The 25719-nt window shown below is 58.2% G+C and carries 18 protein-coding genes; 12 read left to right on the forward strand and 6 right to left on the reverse strand.

Translation table 11 applies throughout. From position 1 onward, the window contains the following. Positions 1–23 precede the first annotated feature (23 nt). Both M017_RS0119805 and M017_RS0119810 read left to right on the forward strand, forming a co-directional pair. Positions 24–683, forward strand: a complete 660-nt coding sequence (locus tag M017_RS0119805) for a hypothetical protein (protein WP_031499899.1) — start codon at positions 24–26, stop codon at positions 681–683. A 147-nt stretch (positions 684–830) separates the two neighbouring features. Next, the gene (locus tag M017_RS0119810; RefSeq protein ID WP_051670645.1) at positions 831–2210 is read left to right on the forward strand and encodes a dipeptidase; all 1380 of its coding nucleotides are present in this window, start codon (positions 831–833) and stop codon (positions 2208–2210) included. Here M017_RS0119810 and M017_RS0119815 read toward each other — a convergent pair. Beyond that, positions 2207–3613, reverse strand: a complete 1407-nt coding sequence (locus tag M017_RS0119815) for a nitrilase-related carbon-nitrogen hydrolase (protein WP_031499901.1) — start codon at positions 3611–3613, stop codon at positions 2207–2209. The genes M017_RS0119810 and M017_RS0119815 overlap by 4 nt on opposite strands. 302 nt (positions 3614–3915) lie before the next feature. Between M017_RS0119815 and M017_RS28010 the strand changes: the two genes are divergently transcribed. Further along, positions 3916–7506, forward strand: coding sequence for a DUF1592 domain-containing protein (locus tag M017_RS28010; RefSeq protein ID WP_080508190.1), 3591 nt, complete (start codon positions 3916–3918; stop codon positions 7504–7506). A 60-nt stretch (positions 7507–7566) separates the two neighbouring features. Then, the gene (locus M017_RS0119825; RefSeq protein WP_238325983.1) at positions 7567–8889 is read left to right on the forward strand and encodes a DUF1552 domain-containing protein; all 1323 of its coding nucleotides are present in this window, start codon (positions 7567–7569) and stop codon (positions 8887–8889) included. Between the two features lie 41 nt (positions 8890–8930). Here M017_RS0119825 and M017_RS0119830 read toward each other — a convergent pair whose 3' ends face one another. From M017_RS0119830 to M017_RS0119845, 3 genes are all read right to left on the reverse strand, one after another. Beyond that, entirely contained in the window at positions 8931–9293 is a 363-nt protein-coding gene (locus tag M017_RS0119830) for a DUF1801 domain-containing protein (protein ID WP_031499904.1), read from the reverse strand. 218 nt (positions 9294–9511) lie between these two features. Beyond that, entirely contained in the window at positions 9512–9841 is a 330-nt protein-coding gene (locus M017_RS0119840) for a DMT family transporter (RefSeq protein WP_031499905.1), read from the reverse strand. Between the two features lie 308 nt (positions 9842–10149). After that, on the reverse strand, positions 10150–10524 hold the full coding sequence (locus M017_RS0119845) for a SpoIIAA family protein (protein ID WP_031499906.1): 375 nt from the start codon (positions 10522–10524) through the stop codon (positions 10150–10152). A gap of 643 nt (positions 10525–11167) precedes the next feature. Here M017_RS0119845 and M017_RS0119850 point away from each other — a divergent pair. From M017_RS0119850 to M017_RS0119885, 7 genes are all read left to right on the forward strand, one after another. Further along, positions 11168–11629 (forward strand): hypothetical protein, encoded by a 462-nt coding sequence (locus M017_RS0119850; RefSeq protein ID WP_031499907.1) that lies wholly within the window; start codon positions 11168–11170, stop codon positions 11627–11629. A gap of 92 nt (positions 11630–11721) precedes the next feature. Continuing rightward, positions 11722–13794, forward strand: a complete 2073-nt coding sequence (gene tkt / locus M017_RS0119855; RefSeq protein ID WP_031499908.1) for a transketolase — start codon at positions 11722–11724, stop codon at positions 13792–13794. After that, positions 13787–13987, forward strand: a complete 201-nt coding sequence (locus M017_RS0119860; RefSeq protein WP_031499909.1) for a hypothetical protein — start codon at positions 13787–13789, stop codon at positions 13985–13987. Before tkt ends, M017_RS0119860 begins: the two co-directional genes overlap by 8 nt. Further along, positions 13984–15651: a phosphoglucomutase (alpha-D-glucose-1,6-bisphosphate-dependent) gene (gene pgm, locus M017_RS0119865; RefSeq protein ID WP_035958707.1), complete on the forward strand. Its 1668-nt coding sequence runs from the start codon at positions 13984–13986 to the stop codon at positions 15649–15651. Before M017_RS0119860 ends, pgm begins: the two co-directional genes overlap by 4 nt. Beyond that, a complete protein-coding gene (glgP, locus tag M017_RS0119870) occupies positions 15648–18194 on the forward strand; it encodes an alpha-glucan family phosphorylase (RefSeq protein ID WP_031499911.1) in 2547 nt (848 codons plus the stop codon). The genes pgm and glgP overlap by 4 nt, the downstream gene beginning before the upstream one ends. A 400-nt stretch (positions 18195–18594) precedes the next feature. Beyond that, positions 18595–19491: an RluA family pseudouridine synthase gene (locus M017_RS0119875; protein ID WP_031499912.1), complete on the forward strand. Its 897-nt coding sequence runs from the start codon at positions 18595–18597 to the stop codon at positions 19489–19491. Between the two features lie 561 nt (positions 19492–20052). Beyond that, positions 20053–20907: a hypothetical protein gene (locus M017_RS0119885; RefSeq protein WP_031499914.1), complete on the forward strand. Its 855-nt coding sequence runs from the start codon at positions 20053–20055 to the stop codon at positions 20905–20907. Between the two features lie 312 nt (positions 20908–21219). On the opposite strand, the gene M017_RS0119890 is transcribed toward M017_RS0119885, so the two are convergent. Continuing rightward, complete coding sequence (locus M017_RS0119890) at positions 21220–22539, reverse strand: hypothetical protein (RefSeq protein WP_031499915.1); 1320 nt, start codon at positions 22537–22539, stop codon at positions 21220–21222. Positions 22540–23328: 789 nt separating this feature from the next. On the opposite strand from M017_RS0119890, the gene M017_RS0119895 reads away from it, so the two are divergent. Continuing rightward, the gene (locus M017_RS0119895) at positions 23329–24594 is read left to right on the forward strand and encodes a mandelate racemase/muconate lactonizing enzyme family protein (protein ID WP_080508033.1); all 1266 of its coding nucleotides are present in this window, start codon (positions 23329–23331) and stop codon (positions 24592–24594) included. 165 nt (positions 24595–24759) lie between these two features. Here M017_RS0119895 and M017_RS0119900 read toward each other — a convergent pair whose 3' ends face one another. Further along, positions 24760–25677: a hypothetical protein gene (locus M017_RS0119900; protein WP_031499917.1), complete on the reverse strand. Its 918-nt coding sequence runs from the start codon at positions 25675–25677 to the stop codon at positions 24760–24762. Between the last annotated feature and the right edge of the window lie 42 nt (positions 25678–25719).

Genomic DNA, 25719 nt, shown 5'->3' on the forward strand with positions numbered 1-25719 from the left:
TCAGTGAGACGTATTGTTAAAAGATGATCAATCGTCGGGCGTTCTATCTTTTGTACGCGTTCAATTTATTCCTTGCTTTTACCTACGCGATGACCGCAATTTTGGGTGTGGGCGGTGAAACCGCTCACCGCATCTTCAATCTGGACGGCGAGTCCACTATTCCCTCCTGGTATTCTTCGAGTCTGCTGCTGGCATCGGGCTTGTGCTGGGCAGTTCAGTGGCATTTCGCACATCGCCTGATGGAGCGCCTGGCTGTGTTGGGGATGACGGGAATGTTGGTGGCCTTTTCGATGGATGAAGGCGTGGCGATTCACGAAGCGGTCTCCCGGAAGATGCAGACGGCAACAGGTAGTCCATTTGACTGGACGGGTCCGCTCTTTTTCGCGGCGATTCCGGTGCTGATTGGCTTCTACTTCGTGTGGCGTTTCTGGTGGCCTTGGAAGGGGCGTGCTGCCAACATCCTCTTTGGTGGACTTGCACTGATGATTCTCAGCGCTTGTGTTCCGGAGGGTTTTGCGAATTTCCTGCACCCGGAATCGACACTTTACAAGATGGAAGTCCTCATCGAGGAGACCGGAGAGATGACGGGTATGGTGACGATTCTGATTGGATCTTTCGATCATTGGATGGAGCGGATGTATCCTGTTTCCTCGCCCTCCGGCGCAGTGCTGACGCAAGTGTAGTCCGTTCTGCCATTGCTATGATGGGCATGGTGTGTCCGTCGCGGCCCCCGTCGGTCTCCTTCTGCACGAACTCACTCTTCTCGAATCACGTTTTAGTTTTGCGGTTCCGTGCGGGCTTTCGTCCTGGCATCGGGACAGGGAGATGCAATGAAAAACATCAAGCGAAAGCTGATAGTTGCCGGTCTGACGGCTTCCTCGATGGGGCTGTTGTTCCAAATCACGGCCAGGACCAGTCCCGCGCAAGCAAGCGATGCGGCGCTGCTCACCAAAGCCAAAGGCATTCACAGCCGCGTGCTGAAGCTCGATACGCACAACGATATTGACACGGCGAACTTCACGCCGGACTGCAACTACACCATGCGCCTCACCACGCAGGTGAATCTGCCGAAGATGATCGAAGGCGGCATGGATGTCTCGTTCATGATTGCCTATGTCGGCCAGGGCCCGCTCACGCCTGATGGTTACGCCAATGCCTACCGGCAGGCCGTCGACAAGTTCGATGCCGTGCATCGCTTGACGGAAAAGATCGCGCCCGACAAGATCGGCCTGGCCTTGACGCCAGCCGACGTTCTCGCATTGCATCAGAAGAAGCTGCGCATTGCCGTCATCGGTGTCGAGAACGGATATCCGATTGGAACCGATCTCAAAAAGGTGAAGGAGTTCTACGACCGGGGCGGACGGTACATGTCGCTGGCCCACAATGGCAACAGCCAACTGGCAGATTCGAATACGGGCGAAACCCAGGGCTATCTCTACAACAATGGACTGTCCCCGCTGGGCCGGCAAGTCATTGCCGAGATGAACCGTCTGGGCATGATGGTCGATCTGTCGCATCCCTCGAAGGGCGCCAACATGGAAGCGATGCGGATTTCGCAGGCTCCCGTGATTGCGTCGCATTCGGGAGTGCGTGCGCTCACCAACGTCAGCCGGAACATGGATGACGAGCAGTTGCTGGCGCTGAAGAAGAATGGTGGCGTCATTCAGGTGGTGGGTTTCTCCTCGTATCTCAGAACCGATTCGAAGGAACGCCTCGATGCTCTTGCCAAGCTGCGTGAAGAGTTCGGCCTGGCCCGGCCGGGCGGTGGACGCGGCGGCGCGATAGCAAATACGGCTCGTGTCTGTCCGGTTGAGGGTGCCAGCGGCGTTGCTCCGCAGAGCCGGGGACGGGCGAGTTTCGGTCTTGATACTCTCTCCGCTGAACGGCGTGGCGAGTATGACAAGCGGCTGGCGGAGATCGATGCCAAGTTTCCGTCCGCGGGCCGGGCCAACGTGAAGGACCTGGTGAATCACATCGACTATGCCGTCAAGCTCATCGGTCTGGAGCATGTTGGAATCTCTTCGGACTTTGATGGGGGTGGCGGCATTGACGGCTGGAACAGCGCCGCAGAATCCTTCAACGTCACGCTGGAACTCGCCCGCCGGGGTTATACCGAAGAACAGATCGGCAAGCTGTGGAGTGGCAATCTGCTTCGCGTTTGGGGCGAGATCGACAAGGCCGCTCAAAAGCTACAGAAGAAAAAGAGCTAGGCAGCCATCGCTTTTGGCTTCGTTCGGCTGAACCACATCAGGTACGCCCCGATCGCTACGCAAAGCCAACCGAGACAGTTTCCGATCCTCGTATAGAGTTTCGGCAGTTGTGGGTCCACAGGAACGCTCATCCACAAGCGCTGCCCCGGCAGCGCTTTGCTGTCTGCTTCCGCAACGATGCGGCCATAGGCATCCGTCACCGTGAGCAGGCCCTCCCGGGCGGCACGCACGACAGTGAAACCATTCTCGATCCCGCGGAGCGCTGTCATCCTGGCGCCCATCCAGCCGTCGAGGGAGAAATCCCAGGCCGGCACAAGCATGGCCGCAGGATGGAGTTCGCCATAGGTCCGGCCGAGCGTAGCGAAGTGCATGTCTTTGCAGATTGCAATGCCAAAGCGAGTGCCTTCGATGTCGCGCGCGATGGACTTGTGACCAGCGAGGTAGCCGGCGCGCTCCGGCGGCGCGAGGATCTGCTTCTGATAGACCGCGTCCAGGCTGCCGTCTGGTGAAAACAACCAGGCGTCGTTTGCGATCCCGTCTTTGTGCTGCACGCCGATCCCAACCAGGATCGAGATGCGATGGCGCAACGCGCTTGCGGCGAATCGCTCGCGCCACGCTGGAGCGTCCGCTGCGCTGACGACTGCAATCTTTTCGGGCAACAGCACAAGCCGCGCGCCGGCGCTGGCTAAGGCCGCAAGCTGCGCGTCGTAGGCCGCCTGAATCCTGGCAATGTAGGGAGCCTGCGCCTGGAGTCCGATCGCATCGTCGATCGACGCAATACCGATTGGAATCCGCTTTGCCGCTGGCGGACTTTGCAGACGAATGGTTCCGAAGACCAGCGCAGCGGCAATCAGAACCATCGTGCCTGCCAGCATGATGCGATTCTCCCTGCCGCGCAGACCCAGCACCAGGCTAACCGCGATTGCCGAAGAAGCGAGGCAAAGCAGAAACAAGACGCCGGACACGCCGAAGAGCGATGCCGTTTGGATAAGAGGCAGGAAGTCCGCCTGTGTATAGGCCAAGCTGGCCCAATTGCCGTCAGGCGCGAAGTTGGCCAGGAGCGTATCTACGGCTACCCAGAAGACGGGATAGGCCAGCATGGTCCAGGGACGGCGTACCCGCAGAACGACTCGCCGGGTTTCGGCGAGGACAAACAGCCACAACAAAGATTGCCCGGCCACCACGGTGCAGGCAATCGCCATCGGCATGACGCGGAGGTAGTAGACAGCATTTGCTTGGTAGCCGATCAGGCAAGTTGCGATCACGAGCAGGCGCCAGGGGATTCCTTCTGCCTGGAGGACACCCCAAAGCAGCAGCGCCGGCACCACCCAGGCCAGGTACGGTACTGGCTCCAGACCGACGACAAAGCGCAGCAGAATGCCGGTCGCCAACGCGAAGAGCACGGGGACAATTCTGGAACGGAGCCTCAAGCGGACCGCGGGCTCAGGAGAGCACGTTTCACTCACAACCCGCTCGTTTGTTTGATAGGAGCACGTGGTGCGAGCGAGATTTCCTGTCCAGGCTGGAAAGGCGAACGATTATGGATCTCCCTCTAAATCTAGAATATGGTGTTGAAAAACTACGAAGTGAATCGCTTCCTTTGTATGTGAGCGAGCATCATGAGGAGGAGCGCCTGCGTTGGCGGCGAGCGAGCGGGCGGATCCATGCCCTGCGTGCGCCCGATAAACCAAGCATACTGAGAGTGATGAGAGTTCGCCGCTTCGGCCTGCCATACGCTTGGACGCTCCCGCTGGCTTCCCTGGCCATGATCGCCACAACTGCCCACTTCCTGACCGCTCAGGCCCCTCCGCCGGACCCCGACTACCGTGCCTTCCTGAAGTCCAATTGTCTCAGTTGCCACAATGCTGACAACAGCATCGCTGGCATTCGCGTCGATAATCTTGACGAGAAATTCAGCGACGAAACGGTCAAGAAATGGGAAGCGGTCCACCACCGCATCGCTGCCGGCACAATGCCACCCAAGGGTGTGCATCAGCCCAGCCCCGAGGATCGCAAGGCAATGGCGGACTGGATTGCCAGAAACCTTGAGGTGGCGAAGCTACGCCCCTCGCCGAAGAACGGAACCGTCCGCCGTTTGACAGTTGCCCAATACCGCAATACGCTCCGCGAACTCCTCGGCATTGAGAACGACCTCGCGTCTATCTTGCCGGCCGATGGGGTATCCAAAGACGGGTTCCTCAATAACGCGAGTACGCTGCAACTCTCTCCGCTGCTCATGGAAACCTACTTCGAGATCGCTGAAAAAGCTCTCGACCACGCCATCGTAGACCCGGCCAAGAAGCCTGAGATCCAGAATTTCCGTGTGGACCTCGGCGACGGCGTAAACCCCACCCCGCTTGCTGAAAAACTGATCCTCGGCGCAGGGAGCGCGTTGCTTGAAACCTCGGACGTGCTGGTGACCCAACTCACTCCGAAGAAGCCCTTCCCGTTTGAGCCGTTCTTCATGCGCACAAAGTATCGCTTCATCGAAGGCTACCGGGGCAATGACACGGTGCGCGGTTGGAGAGACTTTGACAGCATTTACCACTCCGTCTTTGCCGACATGCGCGGTAGTGGCGGTTATCCAAAAGGTGAAGCCTGGAGCACCGTTCCCGAGGGGCTTCTGCTCCGGCCCGCGATTCCGACCGAAGAGATGTTTGACGACGATGGAACCTACGGTCCCAAGGCAAACTTCAAGATCTCACTTCGAGAGCTCCCCGATAGCGGCCGCTTCCGCGTGACTGTGATGGCGGCGAAGTATGACGACGGTCTCCTCCTTGATGGAGACACCAAGGCCCAAGCTGCTGGCGCCGGACTCGTGATGAAGCCTGCCGACAAGACCGTAACGATTGCCAAGGCAGGGATCTATCAGGTGGACATCTTCCCGGTGGAACCGAAGCCTGTTGCTCCAGATGCCACTCGTCTGAAAGACAGTCTTACTGGTGCGTGGCCAACACAGGCCCTCGATTCCCCGGCGACTCAACCCATCACCGCTCCGCTGGTGATTCCAAGAAGCGCTCTTCCCACAGACGACGAGCATCATGTTGGAGAAGGGGACTTCACTATCTCTGCCTGGATTAAGCCCAAACAGCCGGGCCGCCAGTCCCTCGTCAGCCTCGGCAATGCGGACCATACACGCGGCTGGTATCTCGAGATCCCGAACAACCAGGCCTCGCTGCGCTTCCAAACGGTAGGCGATGCGGCAGGCGCTACGGCCACAGTCTCCACTCGTCCCGGCGCTGCCCGTCCGAATCAGTGGAGCCACGTCGCCGTTGTGGTCCGCCGGGGGCACAACGAGACTCTGCTGTACGTCAACGGTTCCCTGGCTGCGAAAGCAAGTATGGGCAGCGCCCAGTTTGATGCCGACCAGTCCGATCTCAAAATCGCCCAATCTTTCGCGGGCGAGATGGGCGCTGTCCGCTTGTATCGCCGGCCGCTGGAACAATCGGAGATCGTCGCCCTCATCGAGCCTGGAAAGAGTCTCCTGCAGCCTCTTTCTGCGGGTCGCAAGGCTGGGGCGCCGGAAGATGGCACTACCGTTCGCCGCCGCCGTACACCAGATTTCACTTTGAACCTGGGTGAGCGTGAATTCACTGGGACGCTGGATCAGCCAGCCTTCCTGGTGGTCCGTCTGCAACCCGGTACGCTCAAAATCAGCGCGAAGTATGACAACGTGAAGGAACTGGACCGGATCGTTCTCAGTCCGCTGGCTCCCGGCGATCCTTTAGCCAAACGCTTTGTCACTTTTGAAAAGCGTCAGCCCCGATTGGGTGTTCACCTCGGACTGCGCCGCGACTGCGGCAGCACCCTCGCACCAGTCGGCTCGCCACAGCCTGTCCCCGGAACGAACCTGACCAAGCATGTCTTTGAAGGCACGATTGACAACTATCCTGCTCCGGTGGTGGAGAAGGATAATGTGAACTACCTCGCAGGCATCCACGAAATCGGAATTCGCAGTGAGTACACCGATGGCCGCGACATGCCACGTTTGCTGGTCCGCTCCGTTGAGTTTGAAGGACCCTATCTCGAACAATGGCCCCCAAAATCGCATAAGGACATCTTCCTCAGCCGAAGCACCGGCACAAGCGACCAGGCTTACGCAAAGCAAGTGATCACGAACTTTGCGGCCAAAGCCTTCCGCCGGCCGATCACTCCGGCAGAAGAGCAGTCCTTGCTGGCCGTCTACACAAAAGCCCAGCAGAGTGGCCGCAACTTCCAGGACTCCATCAAGGACACCCTGCAAGTGGTCCTGACCTCTCCACAGTTTCTCTTCCTGATCGAAACCAGCGCGAGCCCGGCGGCCGAGCCACTGGACAATTGGGAGCTCTCCTCCAAGCTCTCTTACTTCCTGTGGAACGGTCCTCCAGATGCCCGTACCCGGCAGTTGGCCGCGAGCGGCCTGCTGGAGAAGCAGCTCGACACTGAAATCGACCGCATGATCGCGGACGCGCGCTTTGCGCGCTTCGCCTCGGAGTTTGTCTCCCAGTGGCTGACTCTTGATAAGTTTCAGGTTCTGGAGGCCGACCGTAAGCGCTTCCCGAAGCTCACCCGGGACACACGCAAAGCGCTCGAGCAGGAACCCGTCGAGTTCGTGAAGTACTTAGTCCGGAACAACCTCCCGGCGAAGAACCTGATCTCCTCGGACTTCATCCTCGCCAACGAAGCTGTCGCCAACTATTACGACCTGGCGGACAAGACTGAGAGCGGCTTCAACTACGTCACGATTCCGCACGGCCGTCCTGATCTTGGAGGCGTCCTGAGCCAGGCCGCGATTCTGGCTGGTCTTTCTGATGGACGCGAATCGAACCCAGTCAAGCGCGGTGCCTGGCTGGCCCGGAAGATCGTAGCGGAGCCGCCAGCGGACCCGCCACCGAATGTTCCAGTCTTGAAAGACACGGCTGGCCTGACCTTGCGCCAGCGCCTGGAGCAGCATCGGAACGTTCCGGCCTGCATGCAGTGCCATTTGAAGATCGATCCGTGGGGTGTCCCCTTTGAGGATTACGACGCCGGTGGTCGCCGCAAGAAGGAGAAGGTGGACGCGAAATCCACGCTGCCGGACAAGACCGAAGTGGACGGCGTCGATGGTCTCAAGCATTATCTTGCCGAAGAGCGCTTGGATCAGGTCTCCTTCAGCGTTCTGAAGCACTTGGCGACCTATGCAGTCGGCCGCTCACTCACGTACAATGAACTTCACGAGCTCCGCACGAACGGAGTCAAGGATCTGAAAGCAAACGGCTACCGGATGAAGGACATGGTCCGGTATGTTGTCAAGAGCCCTAGCTTCCTGCAGAAGTAGCAACAACGGACTGAATCTGATATCAACTGACGGAGTCTTACGATGAAGCGCCTGAATCAAATGGATCGCCGAGCATTCCTGAGAGGGGTTGGAGGGGTAGCTCTTGCCCTTCCGGTCCTGGAAGCGATGGGCGCGGAAGTCGCCGATCGGATTCCTCGCCGTTTCTGCGCGATTTACACGGCCAATGGTATGTCGCTGCCGAAAACGGAGCACGGCATCGACGAGTGGAGCTGGTTTCCGGCCCATGGCAGCGGTGCCGATTTCCAATTTGGAAAGTCCACAGAACCATTTCATCCGTTCCGCAAACAGGTGAGTTTCATGGGAGGGCTGGAGCATGCGAATGGTCCCAAGGCCGATCCGCATATTTGCTCGGACATGTGGCTCACCGGCGCTCCGCTGCACAATCCAAAGCCTGGCACCTTTAACGCCGTTGGTCTCGATCAGGTGATCGCGCAGAACACCAAGCAGTACTGCCGTCAACCCTCACTCGTGTTGTCCATCGATGCGGGGACGGGCTTCCTCTCGCGCACCGGGACGATCTCTTACAATGTTGACGGACGGCCTGTCCCCGCAGAGAACAATCCACGCCGCATTTTTGACCGTGTATTCCGCGGCGACAATCCGAACGAAGCGTCCGCCCGTGAAAATTTGCAGCGTCGCATCAAGCTGGTGGATGCCGTATCGGCCAGTGCAAAATCGCTCGACGCCAGTCTCGGCAAGACGGACCGTGAGCGGATGGACCAGTATCTGAGCACGCTCAACGAGATGGAATCGCGTCTGGTGGCGTCCGAGCGCTGGATCGACATTCCGCTGAAGAAACAGGATTACTCGCATCTGAATCTTGAGGCTACGAACGCAGGCGATCCGGCGGAGTACTACCGCAACATGTTCGATCTGATCGCGTTAGCTTTTGACGCGGACATTACCCGTTCGATCGCCTTCATGCTGAACCGCGAGGATGGCATGGGCATCAGCGATACCTTCCCGCTCAAGCTTGGGCTCTCAAAGACGCACCACAATCTCTCGCACGCGACGGACAAGGAAGGGCAGCTCGACTTCGCCAAGTATGACTTGTTCCTGGCGAAGCAGGTGGCTCATTTCCTCGATCGCCTGAATCAATACAAGGATAAGAACGGCCCGATTCTGGACAACACAATCGTGCTGTTCGGCAGCGGCGCGAGCACAACGCACAACTCACACAATCTCCCGACACTGCTGGCCGGTGGGGCCAATATGGGGCTCAAGCACGGGATGTATTGGCGTCAGGACAATGCGCGGATGTCGAACATGTACCTGAGCATTCTCCGGTCAATGGGAATCGAGCAGGAGTCCTTCTCCGACAGCACCAGCACGCTGACCAGCCCGGTGTTTACGAAGTCGTAGGGCGGGGGACCGCCAGCGGGGGCGTCGGGGGCGGAACTCCCTCAGCCCGCGACCTTGCGCACAATGGCGGAGAGCTTGGCCTCGGTGGCATCATCCAGTGCGGTGAAGTACCACGCGGATTCGATGAGCTGATGTGACGCGCCTTCCTCGCGGGTGAGGTTCGCCTCCTGAGTGAATCCGAACGTCATGTATTTCTTGTCCGCGCGGAAGAAGCAGATGGTCTTGCCCTCCTTCGCGTATCCCGGCATGCCGTACCATACGGTTGGCTGGAGTACCGGCGCACTGCGTAAGATGAGCGCATGGAGACACTCGCCCATCTTGCCGTAGGGCGCTGGCATCGCGGTGATCTTTGCGAGTACCGCAGCCTCGCCAGTGACCTTCTTCGTCGCTTTCTTCTCAGGCATAGAGACTCCCCACAGCAGCGTACCGCTGAAACAGGTCCGTCGGCGCGTGCCCATGGAGGTGAGGGAGGAGGGGAGGTGCACCTTCCTTTCGCAGCTTTGCCCCGCTGGTGGGGACAAGTCTGTACTGCCCGTGATCGATCATCTTCATCTTCCTTCATGGATTCTACAAAGACTGCCTCCCGCAGATTGGCTGCGGTTGTTTCTCTTTGCTGGCAAGCTCAGTGAGCAACCGGCTTCGAAAACGCGTTCATGATTACTACTCCGGAAACGATGAGCCCCATTCCGATGATGGTGGGACGGTCAAGCGATTGTCCAAAGGCAAACCATCCGATCAGGGAGATGAGCACAATCCCGACGCCGGACCAGATGGCATAGGCGATGCCCACTGGAATTGTTCGGAGGGTGAGCGATAGACAGTAGAAGGATACTAAGTAGCCCACGCCGACAACAATAGAGGGCAGCAGTCGCGTGAACCCCTCTGAGGCTTTTAACGCTGATGTGGCGGTCGTCTCAGCGACGATGGCGATGCCCAAATAGAACCAGTTCATCTTCGGCGGTGCTCCTTCATAGGGATCGGAGAGGTATCCGCTCTCGAGACTCCTGCTGTCATTGTGATTGATATCCCAGTTCAATACCGCAGTTGCCGTCGGACCTCTCAAGGCGTTTTTCATCGACATCCTCGAAGATGCTGGGGAAGAACCTTGGTGGATGAAGGGGTGGCTTCGGCCTAGGCAATCCCCTCCCGCGGTCGTAGAGGATTTCGCCCCTCATTGACGCCCGTCAGTCACGCCGGGTCTTCATCCATCGCCAGCAGGCGCTGTCGTCGGCGACCAACCACCTCGCGGTACTTTTACATTCATTTGGGGGCGCTCCATTCCTCCAGCCACCTCCGCGCCTCACCGGCGTCGGTGTGATCGAAGTATCGGATCGTCGCTTTCGTGAACGGCTTGCAGAATATCGCCATGCCGTGTTGCCATTTCGCGTCCCCGACCATGGCGATCCGTTCGATGTCGGCGAAGTGCCGAATGTCGAACTTGATGTCTTCCCATATTGCGGCAGCGTCCCAGCCATGGAAACCGGTCATATCGAACAACACACGTAGTTTTCCATGCTGCCGGAGGAGCCGCTCGAACTCAGGCACAAAGTGATCGTAATCTGCTTTTACCAACTTCCCGCTGAGGTGAACCGCGAGCAGCTTCCCGCCGTTGTCTTCATGCAGTTGAATGGGCATTGGGTCTCCTTGTGGGCGTTTTTACCGCAAGTTGTTGTCCATGTGGACTCCGCTGATCTGCTCATTTCTGCAAGCCGTTTTCCCTTCTAGGATTCGGCTTGACTCCACTTCCAATTCTGGATTTCCGTCAGGTCTGAGTGTTTTCTGCACCATCTGTTTCAGGTAGCCGCTCTGAGACCCTAAGTTCGGCCGGCGATCGATCAAGTTAAATCCTCGCCTGTGCGGATTCGCATATTGCTGTGGAATCGGACGCATCCTCCTCACACTCCTGCGGCCGCACCCGCACAATGCCACCAAGATTGAGGGAGTGAGAGTGGTTGGGTGTGCATTGGCAAGCTGTGTGAGCTTGGACACTTGGAACTCGAATACAGGACTTGAAATATGCCCAATCTGAAGCCTTGGATGCTGCACTTGGCGACAAGCTCCCACGACATTCTGATGCCGTTCCCAGGAAACGGCAAGCTGGACACCTCAGGATGCCCGCCTGGATGGCCCCCATGCAGATTGAGGCGAGGATCAATCAGAACGCAAAGATGGCGCGCCCAGCGCACTTGGGAAATGAATCTCAGCGTTGGTTTCTGCGTCCCGATTCGCAACACTTTGTGCGTGTAGATGCTCAGCACTGTGTAGTGGAGAGAACTATATGCCCAAAACGGTTGTCGGATTGTTTGAGAAACCTGATCTGGTTGACGGCGTCGTCCGCGAGATCGAAGCCCTTGGTTTTCCCCGGATAGAGGTTCACACGCTGACGGAGCCGGCGACCTTCGAGGTCACAGGGGTGATGAGCTTCCCTCGCATCGAGTTCGAAGTCGAGGTGGGCCGGGCACTCGCCAGGATTGGAGCGACCAACGCCGAATCACAAGTTTACTTGGACGGCCTGGGGCGGGGAGGAGCTTTGGTTTTCGCGACGGGGAGCGACGAGCAGGTGGATGCCGCGGCGAAGATCATGAACCAGCACGGCGCAGTGGGGATAGAAGAAAACATCGGCTCAGAACCGCAGATGCCCGGTATCGTTCGCGAGAATATCACTCCGATTCGAGACCGTCCGGTGCAGGCCGGCCGCATACAGGTGTCCGGCAGTGGCGCGGTTTTCTTTGTGTGGTGAGGCGGCGCTACTTTCGAAAAGACGCCACCGCGATCGGATCAAGACGAAAGAGCCGAGGTCGCGCCCTCGCGGCTTCGAAGAAAACAGGGACCATGGCTACTCTGAATGCGGCGCAATTAGATCAACTGTCGATCAACACGATCCGTTTCCTGTCCGTTGACGCAGTGCAAAAGGCTGACAGCGGGCACCCAGGCTTGCCGTTGGGTGCCGCACCCATGGCCTACGCATTGTGGACCCGCTTTCTCCGGCACAATCCCACTCATCCCCAATGGTCAAATCGGGACCGCTTCGTCCTGTCGGCCGGCCACGGCTCAATGCTGCTCTACAGCCTCTTGTATCTCACCGGCTATGATCTGTCTCTCGATCAAATCAAGCAATTCCGCCAATGGCGCAGCCTTACGCCGGGTCATCCTGAGCGCGGTCTCACTCCTGGTGTCGAAACTACCACTGGCCCGCTTGGTCAGGGTTTTGGCAACGGCGTTGGCTTGGCGATTGCGGAAGCGCATCTGGCGGCGCGCTACAACCGGCCAGGTTTCGAGATCGTTGATCATTTCACCTACGCGTTAGTCAGCGACGGCGACCTGATGGAAGGCGTGGCCTCCGAATCCGCTTCCCTGGCAGGGCAATTGGAACTTGGCAAGCTGATCTACCTTTTCGACAACAACCATGTGACGCTCTCGGCCGGCACGAACATGACCTGCAATGACGATCACGCGCGGCGGTTCGAGGCCTATGGTTGGCACACGCAATCGGTGGAGGATGGTAACGACGTGGAGGCGATCGACCTGGCTCTACAAGCGGCGCGGAGCGAGACGCGGCGCCCGTCGTTGATCCTTGTCCGCACTCATCTGGGCTTTGGTTCTCCGGACAAGCAGGACAGTTTTGAGGCTCACGGTTCGCCGCTAGGGGCGGAAGAGGTCAAGCGAACCAAGGAGAACCTGGGTTGGCCGGTCACTCCTCTCTTCGATGTTCCATCGGAAGCGCTCGCCCATTTTCGCGAAGCCCTGCCGCGAGGGCTGCAGGCGGAGTCTGCGTGGCAGGAACGATTCTCCCAGTACGCTGCGGCGTACCCCGACTTGGCTAGGGAATTTGAACAGAGGATGCGCGGTGAATTGCCCGCCGGTTGGGACGCGGATATTCCAGTCTTCCCAGCAGACCCAAAGGGGATGAAGACCCGAGTGGCATCCGGAAAGGTGATGAACGCGATCGCGCCCAAACTTCCGGCGCTGATGGGCGGTTCTGCCGATCTGGATCCTTCGACGTTCACCGCCCTTGAAGGCGCGGGTGATTTTGAATCTCCCGATAGAGCCTGGGGCGACACCCAAGGTTCGAGCGGTGGCGGCTGGAGTTACGCTGGACGCAACCTGCACTTTGGCATTCGGGAACACGGGATGGGCGTCATTCTGAATGGCATGGCCGTACATGGAGGCTTCATTCCGTACGGGGCGACGTTTCTGATCTTCTCCGATTACATGCGCCCGGCCATCCGGTTGGCGGCCATCATGGAGCAGCGGGTGGTCTACGTTTTCACCCACGACAGCATTGCGCTCGGCGAAGACGGGACAACGCATCAGCCCGTGGAACAACTTGCGAATCTGCGTGCAATTCCGCACCTGGTGGTGATCCGGCCCTGCGATGCCAACGAGACCGCGTACGCCTGGCGCCATGCAATCGAGACGCGAGGCCGTCCGGTCGCCCTGATCCTGACGCGCCAGGATGTGCCGACTCTGGACCGTAACCGCTACGCTTCCGCCGAGGGCCTCCAACGCGGAGCCTATATTCTGTCCGAAGCAGCGAACGGTCAGCCTCAGATGATTTTGATCGCAACCGGCTCAGAAGTGAGTCTGGCCATTGAGGCGCAACGGGACTTGGAAAAGCAAAACGTTCAGGCGCGTGTGGTGTCCATGCCCAGTTGGGAATTGTTTGATGCGCAGACGGAGGAATATCGTTGCTCCGTATTGCCTCCCCTGATTCGCACGCGTTTGGCCGTGGAAGCAGGAGCCACACAGGGATGGCATCGCTACGTCGGCGATCTGGGTCAAGTGATTGGTCTTGATCATTTCGGCGCCTCCGCGCCCGCTCCGGTGCTGCTGCGCGAATACGGCTTTACTGTGGACAACGTCTGCAAGCGAGCCTTGGCCTTGCTGGAAAAGAACCATGCCTGATTCTCCAAAAAATCAGGAAGGCTTTGAATCGAAGCAAGATCTCGATGAAGCCGCCGCCTTTGGAGACACGCACTGGAAGCAGGGTGACGACGATCCCGAATTTGTTGTGCCGCTGGCCCCAGCCGTTGCCGCGTCACCGGCGTCAAGTCGCAAGCCTGGAACACAGGGACTCAAAATGACGAGGGAGTTGTGAACCTAGGTCCACTTGCGGGAAAGCCGGCCGAAGCATCGATGCTGGTAAACGTACCCAGACTCGTGTCGGCTTACTATACGGAGGTTCCCGACGCTTCCCGGCCAGAGCAACGCGTGGCATTCGGCACCTCGGGTCATCGTGGTTCCTCATTCGACACGGCGTTTAACGAGAGGCATATCCTCGCCATCAGTCAGGCCATTTGCCTGTACCGGAAGCGGGAGCAGATCGAGGGGCCTCTGTTTCTTGGCATGGATACGCATGCGCTCTCTGTGCCGGCTCTTGCGAGCACCCTTGAAGTGCTGGCAGCCAACGGAGTTGACGTCCTGCTGGCGGAGGGAGATGAATACACTCCGACGCCTGCTGTTTCTCACGCGATTCTCACTTACAACCGCGGGCGCAAGACCGGATTCGCCGACGGCATTGTCATCACGCCGTCGCACAACCCGCCTCATGACGGAGGATTCAAATACAATCCGCCGAATGGAGGGCCAGCCGAATCGGCCATTACCGACGGGATTGGAGCCAAGGCAAACGCGTTTCTGGAGGACGGGCTGCGTGGGGTGCAGCGAGTTCCTTTCGAAAAGGCCCTTCACGCAGCCACGACACACAGGCACGACTATCTGAATGCCTACGTCGCCGATCTGGCCAATGTGATCGACATGGATGCGATTCGTGGCGCGAAGATCAGCATGGGAGTTGATCCGCTTGGCGGCGCAGGAGTCCATTACTGGGAACCGATTGCAGAGCGCTACGGGTTGAAGCTCACAGTCGTGAACAAGGCCGTCGATCCCACCTTCCGTTTTATGACTGTTGATTGGGACGGCCAGATTCGTATGGACCCATCTTCACCGTATGCGATGCAGCGGCTCATCGGCCTCAAGGATCGCTTCGAGATTGCTTTTGCCTGCGACACGGACCACGACCGTCACGGGATTGTCGCCAGGAGTTCCGGGTTGCTGCCACCCAATCACTATCTTTCGGTCGCAATCCACTACCTCTTCCAACATCGGCCACAGTGGAGTAGTGAGGCAGCCATCGGCAAGACGGTGGTGAGCAGCCAGATGATCGATCGCGTCACGGCGAAGCTTGGCCGGAAGCTCGATGAAGTGCCGGTGGGTTTTAAGTGGTTTGTGGATGGTTTCCTCGACGGCTCGCTTGGCTTCGGTGGAGAGGAAAGCGCGGGCGCATCCTTTCTTCGTAGGGATGGCAGCGTTTGGACGACAGACAAAGATGGCATTGTCCCCGCTTTGCTCGCAGCGGAGATCACTGCGCGGATGGGTCGCGATCCTGGTGAGATCTACGGAGACCTCACGCACGAGTTCGGCGAGGCGGCTTACGACCGCGTGGAGGCTCCAGCGACTCGTGCGCAAAAAGAAATGCTGGGCAAACTCTCGCCGGAGCAGGTCCATTCCAAGGAACTGGCCGGGGAGAAGATCCAGATGATCCTCACTCACGCTCCGGGCAACAAGGCTCCCATCGGTGGATTGAAGGTGATGGCAGAGAACGGATGGTTTGCGGCGCGCCCTTCAGGAACCGAGGATATCTATAAGATTTACGCGGAGAGCTTCCAGGGAACCGATCATCTGCATCGCATCCTCACGGAAGCGCAGGCAATCGTTAACGAAACTTTGGGCGTCAAGCCCGATCGGAATGGCAAATTATGAGCGAAAAAATCCGTGCCAGTCACCCCATCTACAAGCTACTCCCCATCGAAATTGAGGGGCTCGACTCCCTGGCGGAACTCGCCTTGGACATGCGCTGGTCGTGGAATCATGCGACTGACGAAGTGTGGCGGCAGTTGGATCCTGAACTGTGGAGGATCACACATAACCCCTGGGTTGTTCTACAGACGGTTTCGCGCGACCAGATCGAGCGCGTGCTGGCAGATCCTGTTTTCCGGAAGAACGTCGATGGCTTGGTCGAAGCCAGCCGGCAAGCGGCGAAGACGCCCGCTTGGTTTCAAAAGAATCATGCGGGCTCTCCCCTGACATGCGCGGCCTACTTCAGCATGGAATTCATGCTCAGTGAAGCGCTGCCGATCTATTCGGGTGGGCTTGGTAATGTGGCCGGCGATCAACTGAAAGCGGCTAGTGACCTGGGCGTTCCGGTCGTCGGAGTGGGGTTGCTCTACCAACAGGGCTACTTTCGCCAAGTGATCGATAAAGATGGAGCGCAGCAAGCTCTCTTCCCTTACAACGATCCTGGACAGTTGCCAATCACGCCGCTGCGCCAACCGAACGGAGAGTGGCTGCGGTTGGAGATCGCGTTGCCTGGCTACTCGGTCTGGTTGCGCGCCTGGCAGGTGCAGGTTGGCAGAGTCAAGCTCTACCTGTTGGACAGTAACGACGCAGCAAACTTCCCGGTACATCGTGGGATTACGAGCGAACTCTATGGCGGCGGGCCGGAACTGCGCCTCAAACAAGAAATGCTGTTGGGAATTGGCGGATGGCGCCTGCTCCACGCACTCGGAGTCCAGCCGGAAGTCTGTCACTTAAATGAAGGGCACGCGGCCTTCGCCGTGTTGGAGCGCGCCCGAGATTTCATGGAAGAGACTGGGCAACCCTTCGAAGTGGCACTCGCTGCAACTCGAGTTGGCAATCTCTTCACCACGCACACTGCCGTAGCGGCTGGCTTTGACCGCTTCGCACCGTCTCTCATTGAGCAATACCTCGGCGGCTATGTCCAGCAAAAGCTCAAGATCACCTCCCATGATTTGCTGGCTCTTGGCCGCCTAGATCCTGACGACTCGTCGGAGCCCTTCAATATGGCGTATCTGGCAATTCGAGGGAGCGGGCAGGTCAATGGCGTAAGCCGCCTGCACGGTAAGGTGAGCCGGCACATCTTTCTGCCACTCTTCCCGCATTGGCCGGAGGACGAGATCCCCGTCGGCCACGTGACCAACGGAGTCCACATGCCCACTTGGGACTCTGCTCCAGCCGACTCTCTATGGACAGATGCCTGTAGCAAGGCGCGTTGGCTGGGGACGACAGAAGCCCTGGACCAGGACATTCGCTGCGTCCCGGACGCCAAGATATGGCAACTTCGCACCGCCAATAGAATGTCGCTTGTTGAATACGCGCGCGAACGACTCTCCCGCCAACTTGCCGCTTCGGGCGCATCGGCGGAGGCGGTTGATAAAGCAAAGCATCTTTTTGATCCCAACACTCTCACGCTCGGATTTGCACGCCGCTTTGCGACCTACAAGCGACCGAATCTATTGCTGCACGACCCGCCCCGGCTGCTTCGCTTGTTGACCAATCCACAGCGTCCAGTACAACTCATCATTGCTGGAAAAGCACATCCGGCAGACCAAGCAGGGCAAGCCCTGATTCAGGAATGGATTCATTTCATCCGGCAGCCGGTCCCGCGTCCTCATGTGATCTTTCTGAGCGATTACGACATGCTTCTGACGGAGCATTTGGTGCAAGGCGTGGATGTGTGGATCAATACACCGAGTCGGCCCTGGGAAGCTTGTGGGACAAGCGGTATGAAAGTGCTGGTGAACGGCGGGCTCAATCTGTCCGAGTTGGATGGCTGGTGGGCAGAGGCTTACGCACCTGAAGTTGGATGGGCCTTAGGGGACGGTCAGGAGCATGGTGACGATCCGGCCTGGGACGCGATCGAGGCCAACGGGCTCTACGAATTGCTCGAGGATCAGGTGATCCCAGAGTTCTATCGCCGGGACGCGAGCGGCGTCCCCACTGCATGGATCAAGCGGATGCGGGAGAGCATGGCGCACTTGACTCCGCGTTTTTCCGCTGGCCGTGCCGTGCGCGAGTATTCGGAGCAGCACTATCTCCCTGCTGCGGCTGCCTACCGGGAGCGCGCGGCGAATCAGGGTGCGATCGCCAAGCAAGTGGTGGATTGGAAGCGGGCGTTAGATTGGGGCTGGGGCTCGTTACGCTTCGGAGATTTGCACGTCGAAACCACTGCGGATCAGCACAGGTTCGAGGTCGAAATCTTCCTGCACGATCTCGACCCCAATGGGGTGCGCGTGGAACTTTATGCGGACGGAATCAACGGAGGCGAACCCGTTCGTATCGAAATGAAATGCGAAAGACCAGCAGCTCACGTATCCACAGGCTGCCGGTATCACGCAACCACACCCCTCACACGCGCAGCAAACGACTATACGGCGCGAGTGATCCCGCAGCGTGCCGGGGTCGCAGTTCCGCTCGAGTCGGCTCGAATCCTATGGCAACGATGAACATTCGCAGCAACCAGTGCAGGTAGTTAATGAAACCGAAGCAACATCTCCACGCTGGATGTATTGAGAGTTTTGGCAGCTCCGCATCCGATGTTCTCGAACTCGCGAACTATCTTAGGGTTAACAGTCTGCTCTCGTTTCAGGGCTGCCCGTCGAAAATCGGTCAGCCAGCTTGTACAGCGCCGACCGTCCGGCGGGGCGCTGACGAACAACTTTCCACAAGCCGGCTTCTCGCCCGCTTGGCGCATGGTAAGTCTGGGGGACGGGATTGACAACAGCGGGTGATTCCTGCGCAATGCCGCCGCCACATCTTCTACCAGTCTGAGCGCCCTCCCGCCGATTGGATCGCAAAAAACTTCTGGCTGCCGCGCCGCAGATGCCATAGCCTACACTAAACTACGTGCTCAACCGGGGCTATGCCTACACCACAATCATCAGCAGCAAGTTCCATGGGCAAACCCTGCTTTCCCACTTAGCCAGCCTTTACCCCCACTCCACTCCACAAGCCTGGCAACAGAAACTGAGTAACGGCGAAATCACCCTCAACGGCGTCACCGCCACCGGAAGCGAATCGGTCACTTTAGGCCAAACCCTTGTCTGGAACCGTCCACCCTGGATCGAACCCGACGCCCCTCAGCACTTCGAGGTTCTGTTTGAAGACCTCCATCTGTTGGCCGTTAACAAGCCTAACGGGCTGCCCACCCTCCCCGGCGGGGGCTTCCTGGAAAACACTCTCCTGCGCATGGTGCAAAAGCAAAGCCCCAACGCAAAGCCTGTCCATCGGTTGGGCCGAGCCACTACTGGCATCGTCCTCTTCGCCAAAACGCCGCAGGTGGCCTCTCATCTATCGGCAAACTGGAACACACCCAAAATGCAAAAAATCTACCGGGCGCTAGCGCAAAACGTTGCGCAGCACGACGCCTACGAGATCCTCACACCTATCGGCCTCGTACCGCACCCGCGCATCGGCTCCGTGTGGGCCGCAAGCCCAAGTGGCAAACCGTCAAAGTCATTGGCAAAGGTGATCTCACGCAACAGCAGCACAACAACATTTGAGGTAAGCCTCAGCTCGGGTCGTCCTCATCAGATCAGAATCCATCTGGCATCCATCGGCCATCCTCTGGTTGGTGATCCTCTGTACGGCTCGACCGGCCAGCCTCTTGAAAACCTCCCGGGCCTCCCCGGAGATGGAGGATATTTCCTGCACGCCCAGTATCTGAGATTCCACCACCCCATCACCGGAGAGCAAATCAATCTCGAAGCAGCTCTGCCGTCCGGATTCTCATTGCATCAGTAGGTGCACGGCGGAATCAGAACAAGATGGCCGTCGAAACCTGCGCGATCTTGCCTTCGGGTCTAATGCCGGAACGGCCTATTAGGAAGGCCTCGGTCTTGACGAGTGATTCACAACTTCCCAGAACTCGACTTGAGGACGCCCAGGACAGCGAGTGGATTGCGAACGGCGCAATACTCATTCGGAGCCGGGCTGACAACGAACGATCAGATGCGGAGTGAAAAGAAAGCTCAGGCACTCCGGCTGATGGCGTGCCGCTCAAAAACGAGAGGGAAATGGCATTCGCAGAGAATGATATCCTCATTTCTCCGATCGGACGTAGTGCTCTCCAGCTTCCGGATGGCGCGTTCTCACCCGCAGAGGAGACGGTTCGAGAGCGCTGCTCCCTGATGCGATATGGCAGACTACAGTCCACGGTCGAACAGAACCGTTTGAGGCCCAGCGGCCCCTAGATTCCGGGATGCTTGACACTCGTCAAATCCTTAAAAGGGATGGGCCGTTTTCCGCCGCCCAGTGCCCCACCGAAATCCGCAGAGCACTTCCATTCTGTTACACTCCACTCCTATGACATTCCGAGTTGTCATTGCAGTTCTTATCGCTTTCGCCCCGCAACTGAGGGCACAGAGCGACTTCAAGACCGGAGACCGGGTTGAGTACCGGGATAGCCCTTCCTCTCAAAAGTGGTGGTCTGGCACGATTGTCAAATTGCTGCCTGAGTACAAGCAGGTCGTGGTTCGTTGGGATCCCCGCGCGGACTATCCGGCTTACACCCACAACGGCGTGAGTACGTACGAGCAGGGCTATAACGTCAGCGAAGTACGCCATCCAGGCGCTCATTCAGGAAATCAGCCGGCTCCCGCTGCAGCGGGAGCCAAGACGGTGAAGTCAGCCTCAACTCAAGCCGCGACAGAAGTGAAACCCTGTCCGTTCAAGGTTGGTGACATGGTCGAGGGGTGGAACGTCGATTGGTACAACGCGACCGTCACGCAGATCGGCATCGGCCAATATGCTGGCTACTGCTATCTGAAACCGGACAAGGGATCGACCGGACAGTGGATCAGCGCAAAGAACATCCGCCCCCTCCAGGCCTCGTCCGCCCAAGCCGGAGGAGCGCGATCTCCAGCGCCGCCCACGACGAAATATGTGTGCGGGGTCTACCTCAACAACAATTTCACCTATACGCAGGCAGTGGTTCTGAAGACCGACGGCACTTACCAGCCTTCCACTGGGCCTGCAGGCCGCTACCATTTTGACCCTGGGACAAAACGCATCGATTTTGAGGGCGGTTCCTTCCAGAGTCTCTTCGGACTCTACGAGCCCGAAAACCATGAAATCTTCCGCCTGACCATGAGGGAAGACCGCGCGAAGAGCCCGGAGGCTCAAAACTGGCGCAGCCAGGTTTGCAGTCCGCAAAAGTAACTGATTCAGTTTCTGGCGACTCAAGCGCTGCGAGACAAGTGCCGCGCAGGAGCATTTCCTAAACGCGGCGGGGTGAGTACGCGGGCGTTCTAGCGGTTGCTCACCATGGTTCAATGTTTCTTTCGCGACCTCACCGAAATCCGTCTCCGCCAAGGCGTCTTCTGTAGAGTCCCCGAACTCGTCTGGACCGCAAGCTCCAAAGATATCCTCGCCAAAGTCATGAGGGGAAAGGTGATTCTCAATAGTCGCTATTCTGTGTGAAGTACCACGCTAGATTGCGGCGTCGCCCCTCAGAACTGCGACGAGATGGCGCTAGGGTGTGGGGGCGTTCTCCGCCGCGCCGGAGATCTGCATGGGGACGATGCCCCCCTGCTCATCACCGCCGAGTTCCAGCACTTCGCGGAAAGATTCTTCAATGGTATGGACCGCGTTGTTCATCTGGTGGAGCCATCCGCCCCAGAACTGAGGGATGGCGGGCACCTGACGGGTCTCGCGGATTTCACGCAGGACATCCTTCTTGTGCGAGGCCATGTCGAAGCCACGCAACATAGCGGCCCCGACATCGGTGAGGTTGATGCGGTCGTTCAGATCGAAACGGGCGATGTCGCGGCGGATGTTGCGCTCGGCTCCGCTCTTGGTCGTAATGGTGATGCTTTCCTGCATGGTGATGGCGCCGGTGACGACGCCGGCGGCCTCGGTCAAATTGAGTAGTGTGGTGGCCATAGTGGGGCTGCTGACGGCGATTGGAGGGGCTGCGTCGTGGATCCGGATGCGCGAGGGGCCGGAGATCCCTGCCCAGATGCCACTGGACAACTCCGTCATGGAAAAGAACTTGGAGACGATGGCCTCCATCTCCCGGTCTTCCAGCTTTTCGATTTCCTTCTCCTTGAATCGCATGGCCTCTTCGGCACGCTTCTTGAATTCGTCGCGGAACTGTGTGCCTTCGTAGAGCCGGTTCAGGATGGCTTCCGTCCAGTTATGCGCCGGGTAGTTCCAGGCGACGGGGACGATCTGCGCGCCAAGGCGGTTCAGGCTGACGATCACCGAGTAAATCTGCTTACTGTTGGTGCTTTCGATATAGACGCGACCCAAGTGGAAGTCAAGAAGGACGGGGACCTGAGTGCGGGAGACGGCGGTGGCGTCGAGAGTTTGGTCGTCGACAGTGCGCTTATCGGTGGGCTGAAGGAACTTGTAGGGGCGCTCCAGCATGACGTAGGATCGCTGCTCCTTCATGGAGGGCAGATCACTGGCATTTTTCTGCTCGTTGTAGACGGCCCAGAGGCCGAACCAGGGGAGTTGGGAGTGGATCTGGAATGCTGCGACGGTGCGGCCATAGCCGGAGCCTGCAAGGATTTCCTCCGGCAGGGGGGTGGCGGTGCCGTCCACCTGTTCGGCGACGGCGTAGCGGGCCAGTTCGGTCTGTTGGTCGAGGTTGAGTTCCTGCTTCTCGTCCAGGCGGGGGGCATCGTAGGGATTGATGCCTGTGGCGTCACCGCCGTAGAGGCTCGCGACCGCCGCGGCAGCGAGTTGAGAGGCGGCTGCCATGCGGACGGGATCCGCGAGGTTGATCGAGAAGTCCTCGAGCGACTCTTTTACAAGACCGACGATCGCCCAATTACCACGTCCAAACATTCTTTACTCCTGCTTTCTGACTTCGAGATTTGATCCGGCGCCGGGGCACAAGGGAGGCTGTGTCCGGGAAGGGATCTGGTGCTCATGTGCGGGGGATTCCGCTTGCGGGTGGCTCCCGGTGTCGGGAATCCAACGGACTGCGTCCGTTCGCCGATGAGCGGCTTAGGGAACAGAACCTCTATGATACCGTTCCCGGTTGATCCCGTCCCACCTGGCTGTGCCACGAAAATGGGCCGTTTTGTGCATTGTGTCGCTGAAGTTTGCCTTGCCGCCCGTCGACTCAGCTATCACGAAAACATTCGATGAGGAAAAACCGGAAACCCATGAGTTGCCTCTAGATCCCGCACATCGCTATTCCTTCAGGGAACGCTCTTCTGGAATGAGATCAGGCGCGGTAACGGACAGGCTCGCTCGGCCTAGTTGCTGCGGCCGCTTAAGTATCCTCATCGTCAACTTGGCGAAGACTGTGGTGGGGGATCGCGGTCGGAGTTGGACTGTATAGTCTCTGGGCATTGCTGGCGCCCATCTGCCTCCGTGGGAGATAATTTTTCCACGGGCTCTCTATCGAAATCGATGTGCGAATACACGCGATACGAAACTTGGTCAGATGCAGCGCATTAGTCGGAGTCACCCCAGGCAGGACTCAAAAATGACTTGTCGATTGTCCCCCATGGTGGATATATTTAGAGCCGTTTCGTATAAGTTCAGTCCTTAGCGTCGCAGTGACAGGAGTAGCATTGCCCGCTGAAGCTGTGGCATTGCATCGTGACATATAATGACCGCACCTCTATGATCCGTAACCTTCCCGCCTCTCCTCAATACCCGTCACGGCGCAATCTTCTGCGTGGCCTCGCTGCCACTGGGGCGGGATTGCTGGGCGAACTGCCAGCTTTCGCTTTGCCAGAAGACAAGATCAAATCTGTCCGCTACTTTACGAATTCGGGTGATGCCAACGGCAGGCAAGGCCAACCGATGGTCAACCAGTCGACCAATGTCGTCATGATCGAAACGCAACGTGGACTCATCGGTATCGGCGAGGGCGGTGAGCCCAGAACGATGGAAGAGTGCGCCAGCATGTTGATCGGACTCGACCCTTTCCGCATCGAATCTCACTGGCAGCGCATGATGCGGGGCTATTTCTATCCTGCGGGCCGCGAAAAGCTGCATTCTTTAGGAGCGCTTGATCTTGCGCTGTGGGATCTGAAGGGCAAAGCGCTCGATGTGCCCGTTTGGCAACTATTGGGAGGTAAGGCCCGGGACCATGTGGAACTGTATTCAACGGTGTTCCCGAATCCCGGAGGCGGCACCTTGGAAGATGCTGCACGAGCCTGTAGGGATGCGGGGTTCCGCACATACCGCCATGCAACGGATAACCCGCGTCAACGTGTTGTCGATCGCTTCAAGTTGGTTCGAAAGATGTATGACGATTGCGTTCTACTGCACAAGGGAGCCGGAGACGGTGGATGGGCGATTGATTTCCACACGGAGTTGGATCTTCCGGATGCCATTAATCTTGCCACGCTGCTTGAACCCCTCCATCCCTACTTCTGCGAAGATCTGATCCGCAGTGAAAATGTGCTTGCTTACGAGACCGTTCGTCAGCGCACTAAGGTTCCGATCGCGGTTGGGGAACAGTTCGGCTACAAGTGGGACGTCAGCGCGCTGATCGAGAAGCAACTGATCGACTATACGCGAGTCACGCTGCCGAACGTCGGCGGCATCACGGAGTTCATGAAGATTGTCGCGCTCGCCGAAACCCACTATATCGGGATGATTCCGCATTTCACCGGTCCGATTGCGGAAGCGGCATTGGTCCACTGTCTTGTGGCGACATCGGTAATTGCGCTCATGGAAATGCTAGGCAACGGCACGCGGACTTGGCCTTATCTGCCGAAAGCCTACGATTTCAAAGACGGCAAGCTGTGGCCAAACGACCGGCCCGGACTGGGTGTTCAGGTGGACGTGAGCAAGATGTCTAGAATCGGGGAGTACACCACGTATCGCGCCGGGATGTTGCTCAACCAGCGTCCGGACGGATCGTTCACCAACTGGTAGCCGCTCAGCGCAAACTTGTGTGGCTCCCCGACATGGATTCGAACCACGAACTTGACAGGATTTTGAAGGCTCAGAAGTTGTTGATTCTACAAAGTCACTGAAGTCGTCAAAAGCAGCAAAAGCAGTGTCTCGGTACAAAATCGGTACAAATCTTTGGAGCCTGCGCTAGTACGACATGTACGGTTTCATCACGTCACCGAAAGATGCTGCCCCGGATTCGAGTTCCTGCATTGACTGGTCAATCTGTGCCGCATCGGGCAACCCGGAGACGGTGATCTTCGCGGAAAAACTCAGCCGCTTCCCGACGGTTCGCAGCATTTCGTTCAGTTGCGACACAAGGGACTCGCGAATCTCGAGCTTGAACCTCTCGAAGCGCAAAAACCGCTGAACGAAATAGAACTCCGTCATTTCGTTCGGAAAAGAGTTGCGAGCATTCCAACCTGCCTCTCGCGTCGCTTGCGCGATGGCGATGTTGTGCCATTTTTTCCATTCCTGAAACTCAAAGCCGATATCGCGGACAGGGTTGCCCGGCACCGGCATCCCGAATTTGGGATACATGTCGCGCCCAAGGTTTTCCAAATCCGCCATCATCGGCACGAAATACCGTTCGATCGTCGGCGGCAGCCGAAGCTGCAAGACCGCGTCCGCCGGCAGATGAATTTGAGACTGCCCTTTGATTCGCTCCGCATACGCGGGCGGAACGGTCTGGACCCAACCGTCGCGCTGGCGCTTCAGGGTCCAGGGGAGGATGAAGGACAGGCCGAATGTCACGAGCTTTTCCGTCTCGGGATCGCTGAAATAGACGATCTCGTAAGTCGCTTCGCGGCAAGCGAGGACAGTTTGCGTAGCCTCGCGCAGGAAATTCCGAACAGAGTCCGAGAGGTCTGGCCGGTATCCCTCACGGTCAAGTCCTTCACCGATCAAGTATTCAAGTTCGGGGTTTTCGGGTTCAAGCGTAATCGCGAACTTCGAGCTGTCTCCGTAGGGCACCAGGCCGTTTGCGGCATCTTCGACGAGCATGCGGCTGTAGTGCGTGTCGCCGTACTCCTTCGGTGGCCGCGTTCCCGCGATATCCGAGAACATATGAACCGAATGCTGTAGCCGCTTTAATTCCCGCTTGTGTCT

It is taken from the genome of Bryobacter aggregatus MPL3 (assembly GCF_000702445.1).
Classification (GTDB): Bacteria; Acidobacteriota; Terriglobia; order Bryobacterales; family Bryobacteraceae; genus Bryobacter; species Bryobacter aggregatus.

Excerpts from the sequence above, each read along its gene's own strand:
- M017_RS28010 (WP_080508190.1), top strand. The coding sequence starts at position 3,916 with ATGAGAGTTCGCCGCTTCGGCCTGCCATACGCTTGGACGCTCCCGCTG.
- M017_RS0119885 (WP_031499914.1), top strand. The coding sequence starts at position 20,053 with ATGACATTCCGAGTTGTCATTGCAGTTCTTATCGCTTTCGCCCCGCAA.
- M017_RS0119845 (WP_031499906.1), bottom strand. The coding sequence starts at position 10,524 with ATGCCCATTCAACTGCATGAAGACAACGGCGGGAAGCTGCTCGCGGTT.
- M017_RS0119825 (WP_238325983.1), top strand. The coding sequence starts at position 7,567 with ATGGATCGCCGAGCATTCCTGAGAGGGGTTGGAGGGGTAGCTCTTGCC.
- M017_RS0119890 (WP_031499915.1), bottom strand. The coding sequence starts at position 22,539 with ATGTTTGGACGTGGTAATTGGGCGATCGTCGGTCTTGTAAAAGAGTCG.
- M017_RS0119840 (WP_031499905.1), bottom strand. The coding sequence starts at position 9,841 with ATGAACTGGTTCTATTTGGGCATCGCCATCGTCGCTGAGACGACCGCC.
- glgP (WP_031499911.1), top strand. The coding sequence starts at position 15,648 with ATGAGCGAAAAAATCCGTGCCAGTCACCCCATCTACAAGCTACTCCCC.
- tkt (WP_031499908.1), top strand. The coding sequence starts at position 11,722 with ATGGCTACTCTGAATGCGGCGCAATTAGATCAACTGTCGATCAACACG.
- M017_RS0119850 (WP_031499907.1), top strand. The coding sequence starts at position 11,168 with ATGCCCAAAACGGTTGTCGGATTGTTTGAGAAACCTGATCTGGTTGAC.
- M017_RS0119860 (WP_031499909.1), top strand. The coding sequence starts at position 13,787 with ATGCCTGATTCTCCAAAAAATCAGGAAGGCTTTGAATCGAAGCAAGAT.
- M017_RS0119805 (WP_031499899.1), top strand. The coding sequence starts at position 24 with ATGATCAATCGTCGGGCGTTCTATCTTTTGTACGCGTTCAATTTATTC.
- M017_RS0119830 (WP_031499904.1), bottom strand. The coding sequence starts at position 9,293 with ATGCCTGAGAAGAAAGCGACGAAGAAGGTCACTGGCGAGGCTGCGGTA.
- M017_RS0119895 (WP_080508033.1), top strand. The coding sequence starts at position 23,329 with ATGATCCGTAACCTTCCCGCCTCTCCTCAATACCCGTCACGGCGCAAT.
- M017_RS0119900 (WP_031499917.1), bottom strand. The coding sequence starts at position 25,677 with ATGTTCTCGGATATCGCGGGAACGCGGCCACCGAAGGAGTACGGCGAC.
- M017_RS0119810 (WP_051670645.1), top strand. The coding sequence starts at position 831 with ATGAAAAACATCAAGCGAAAGCTGATAGTTGCCGGTCTGACGGCTTCC.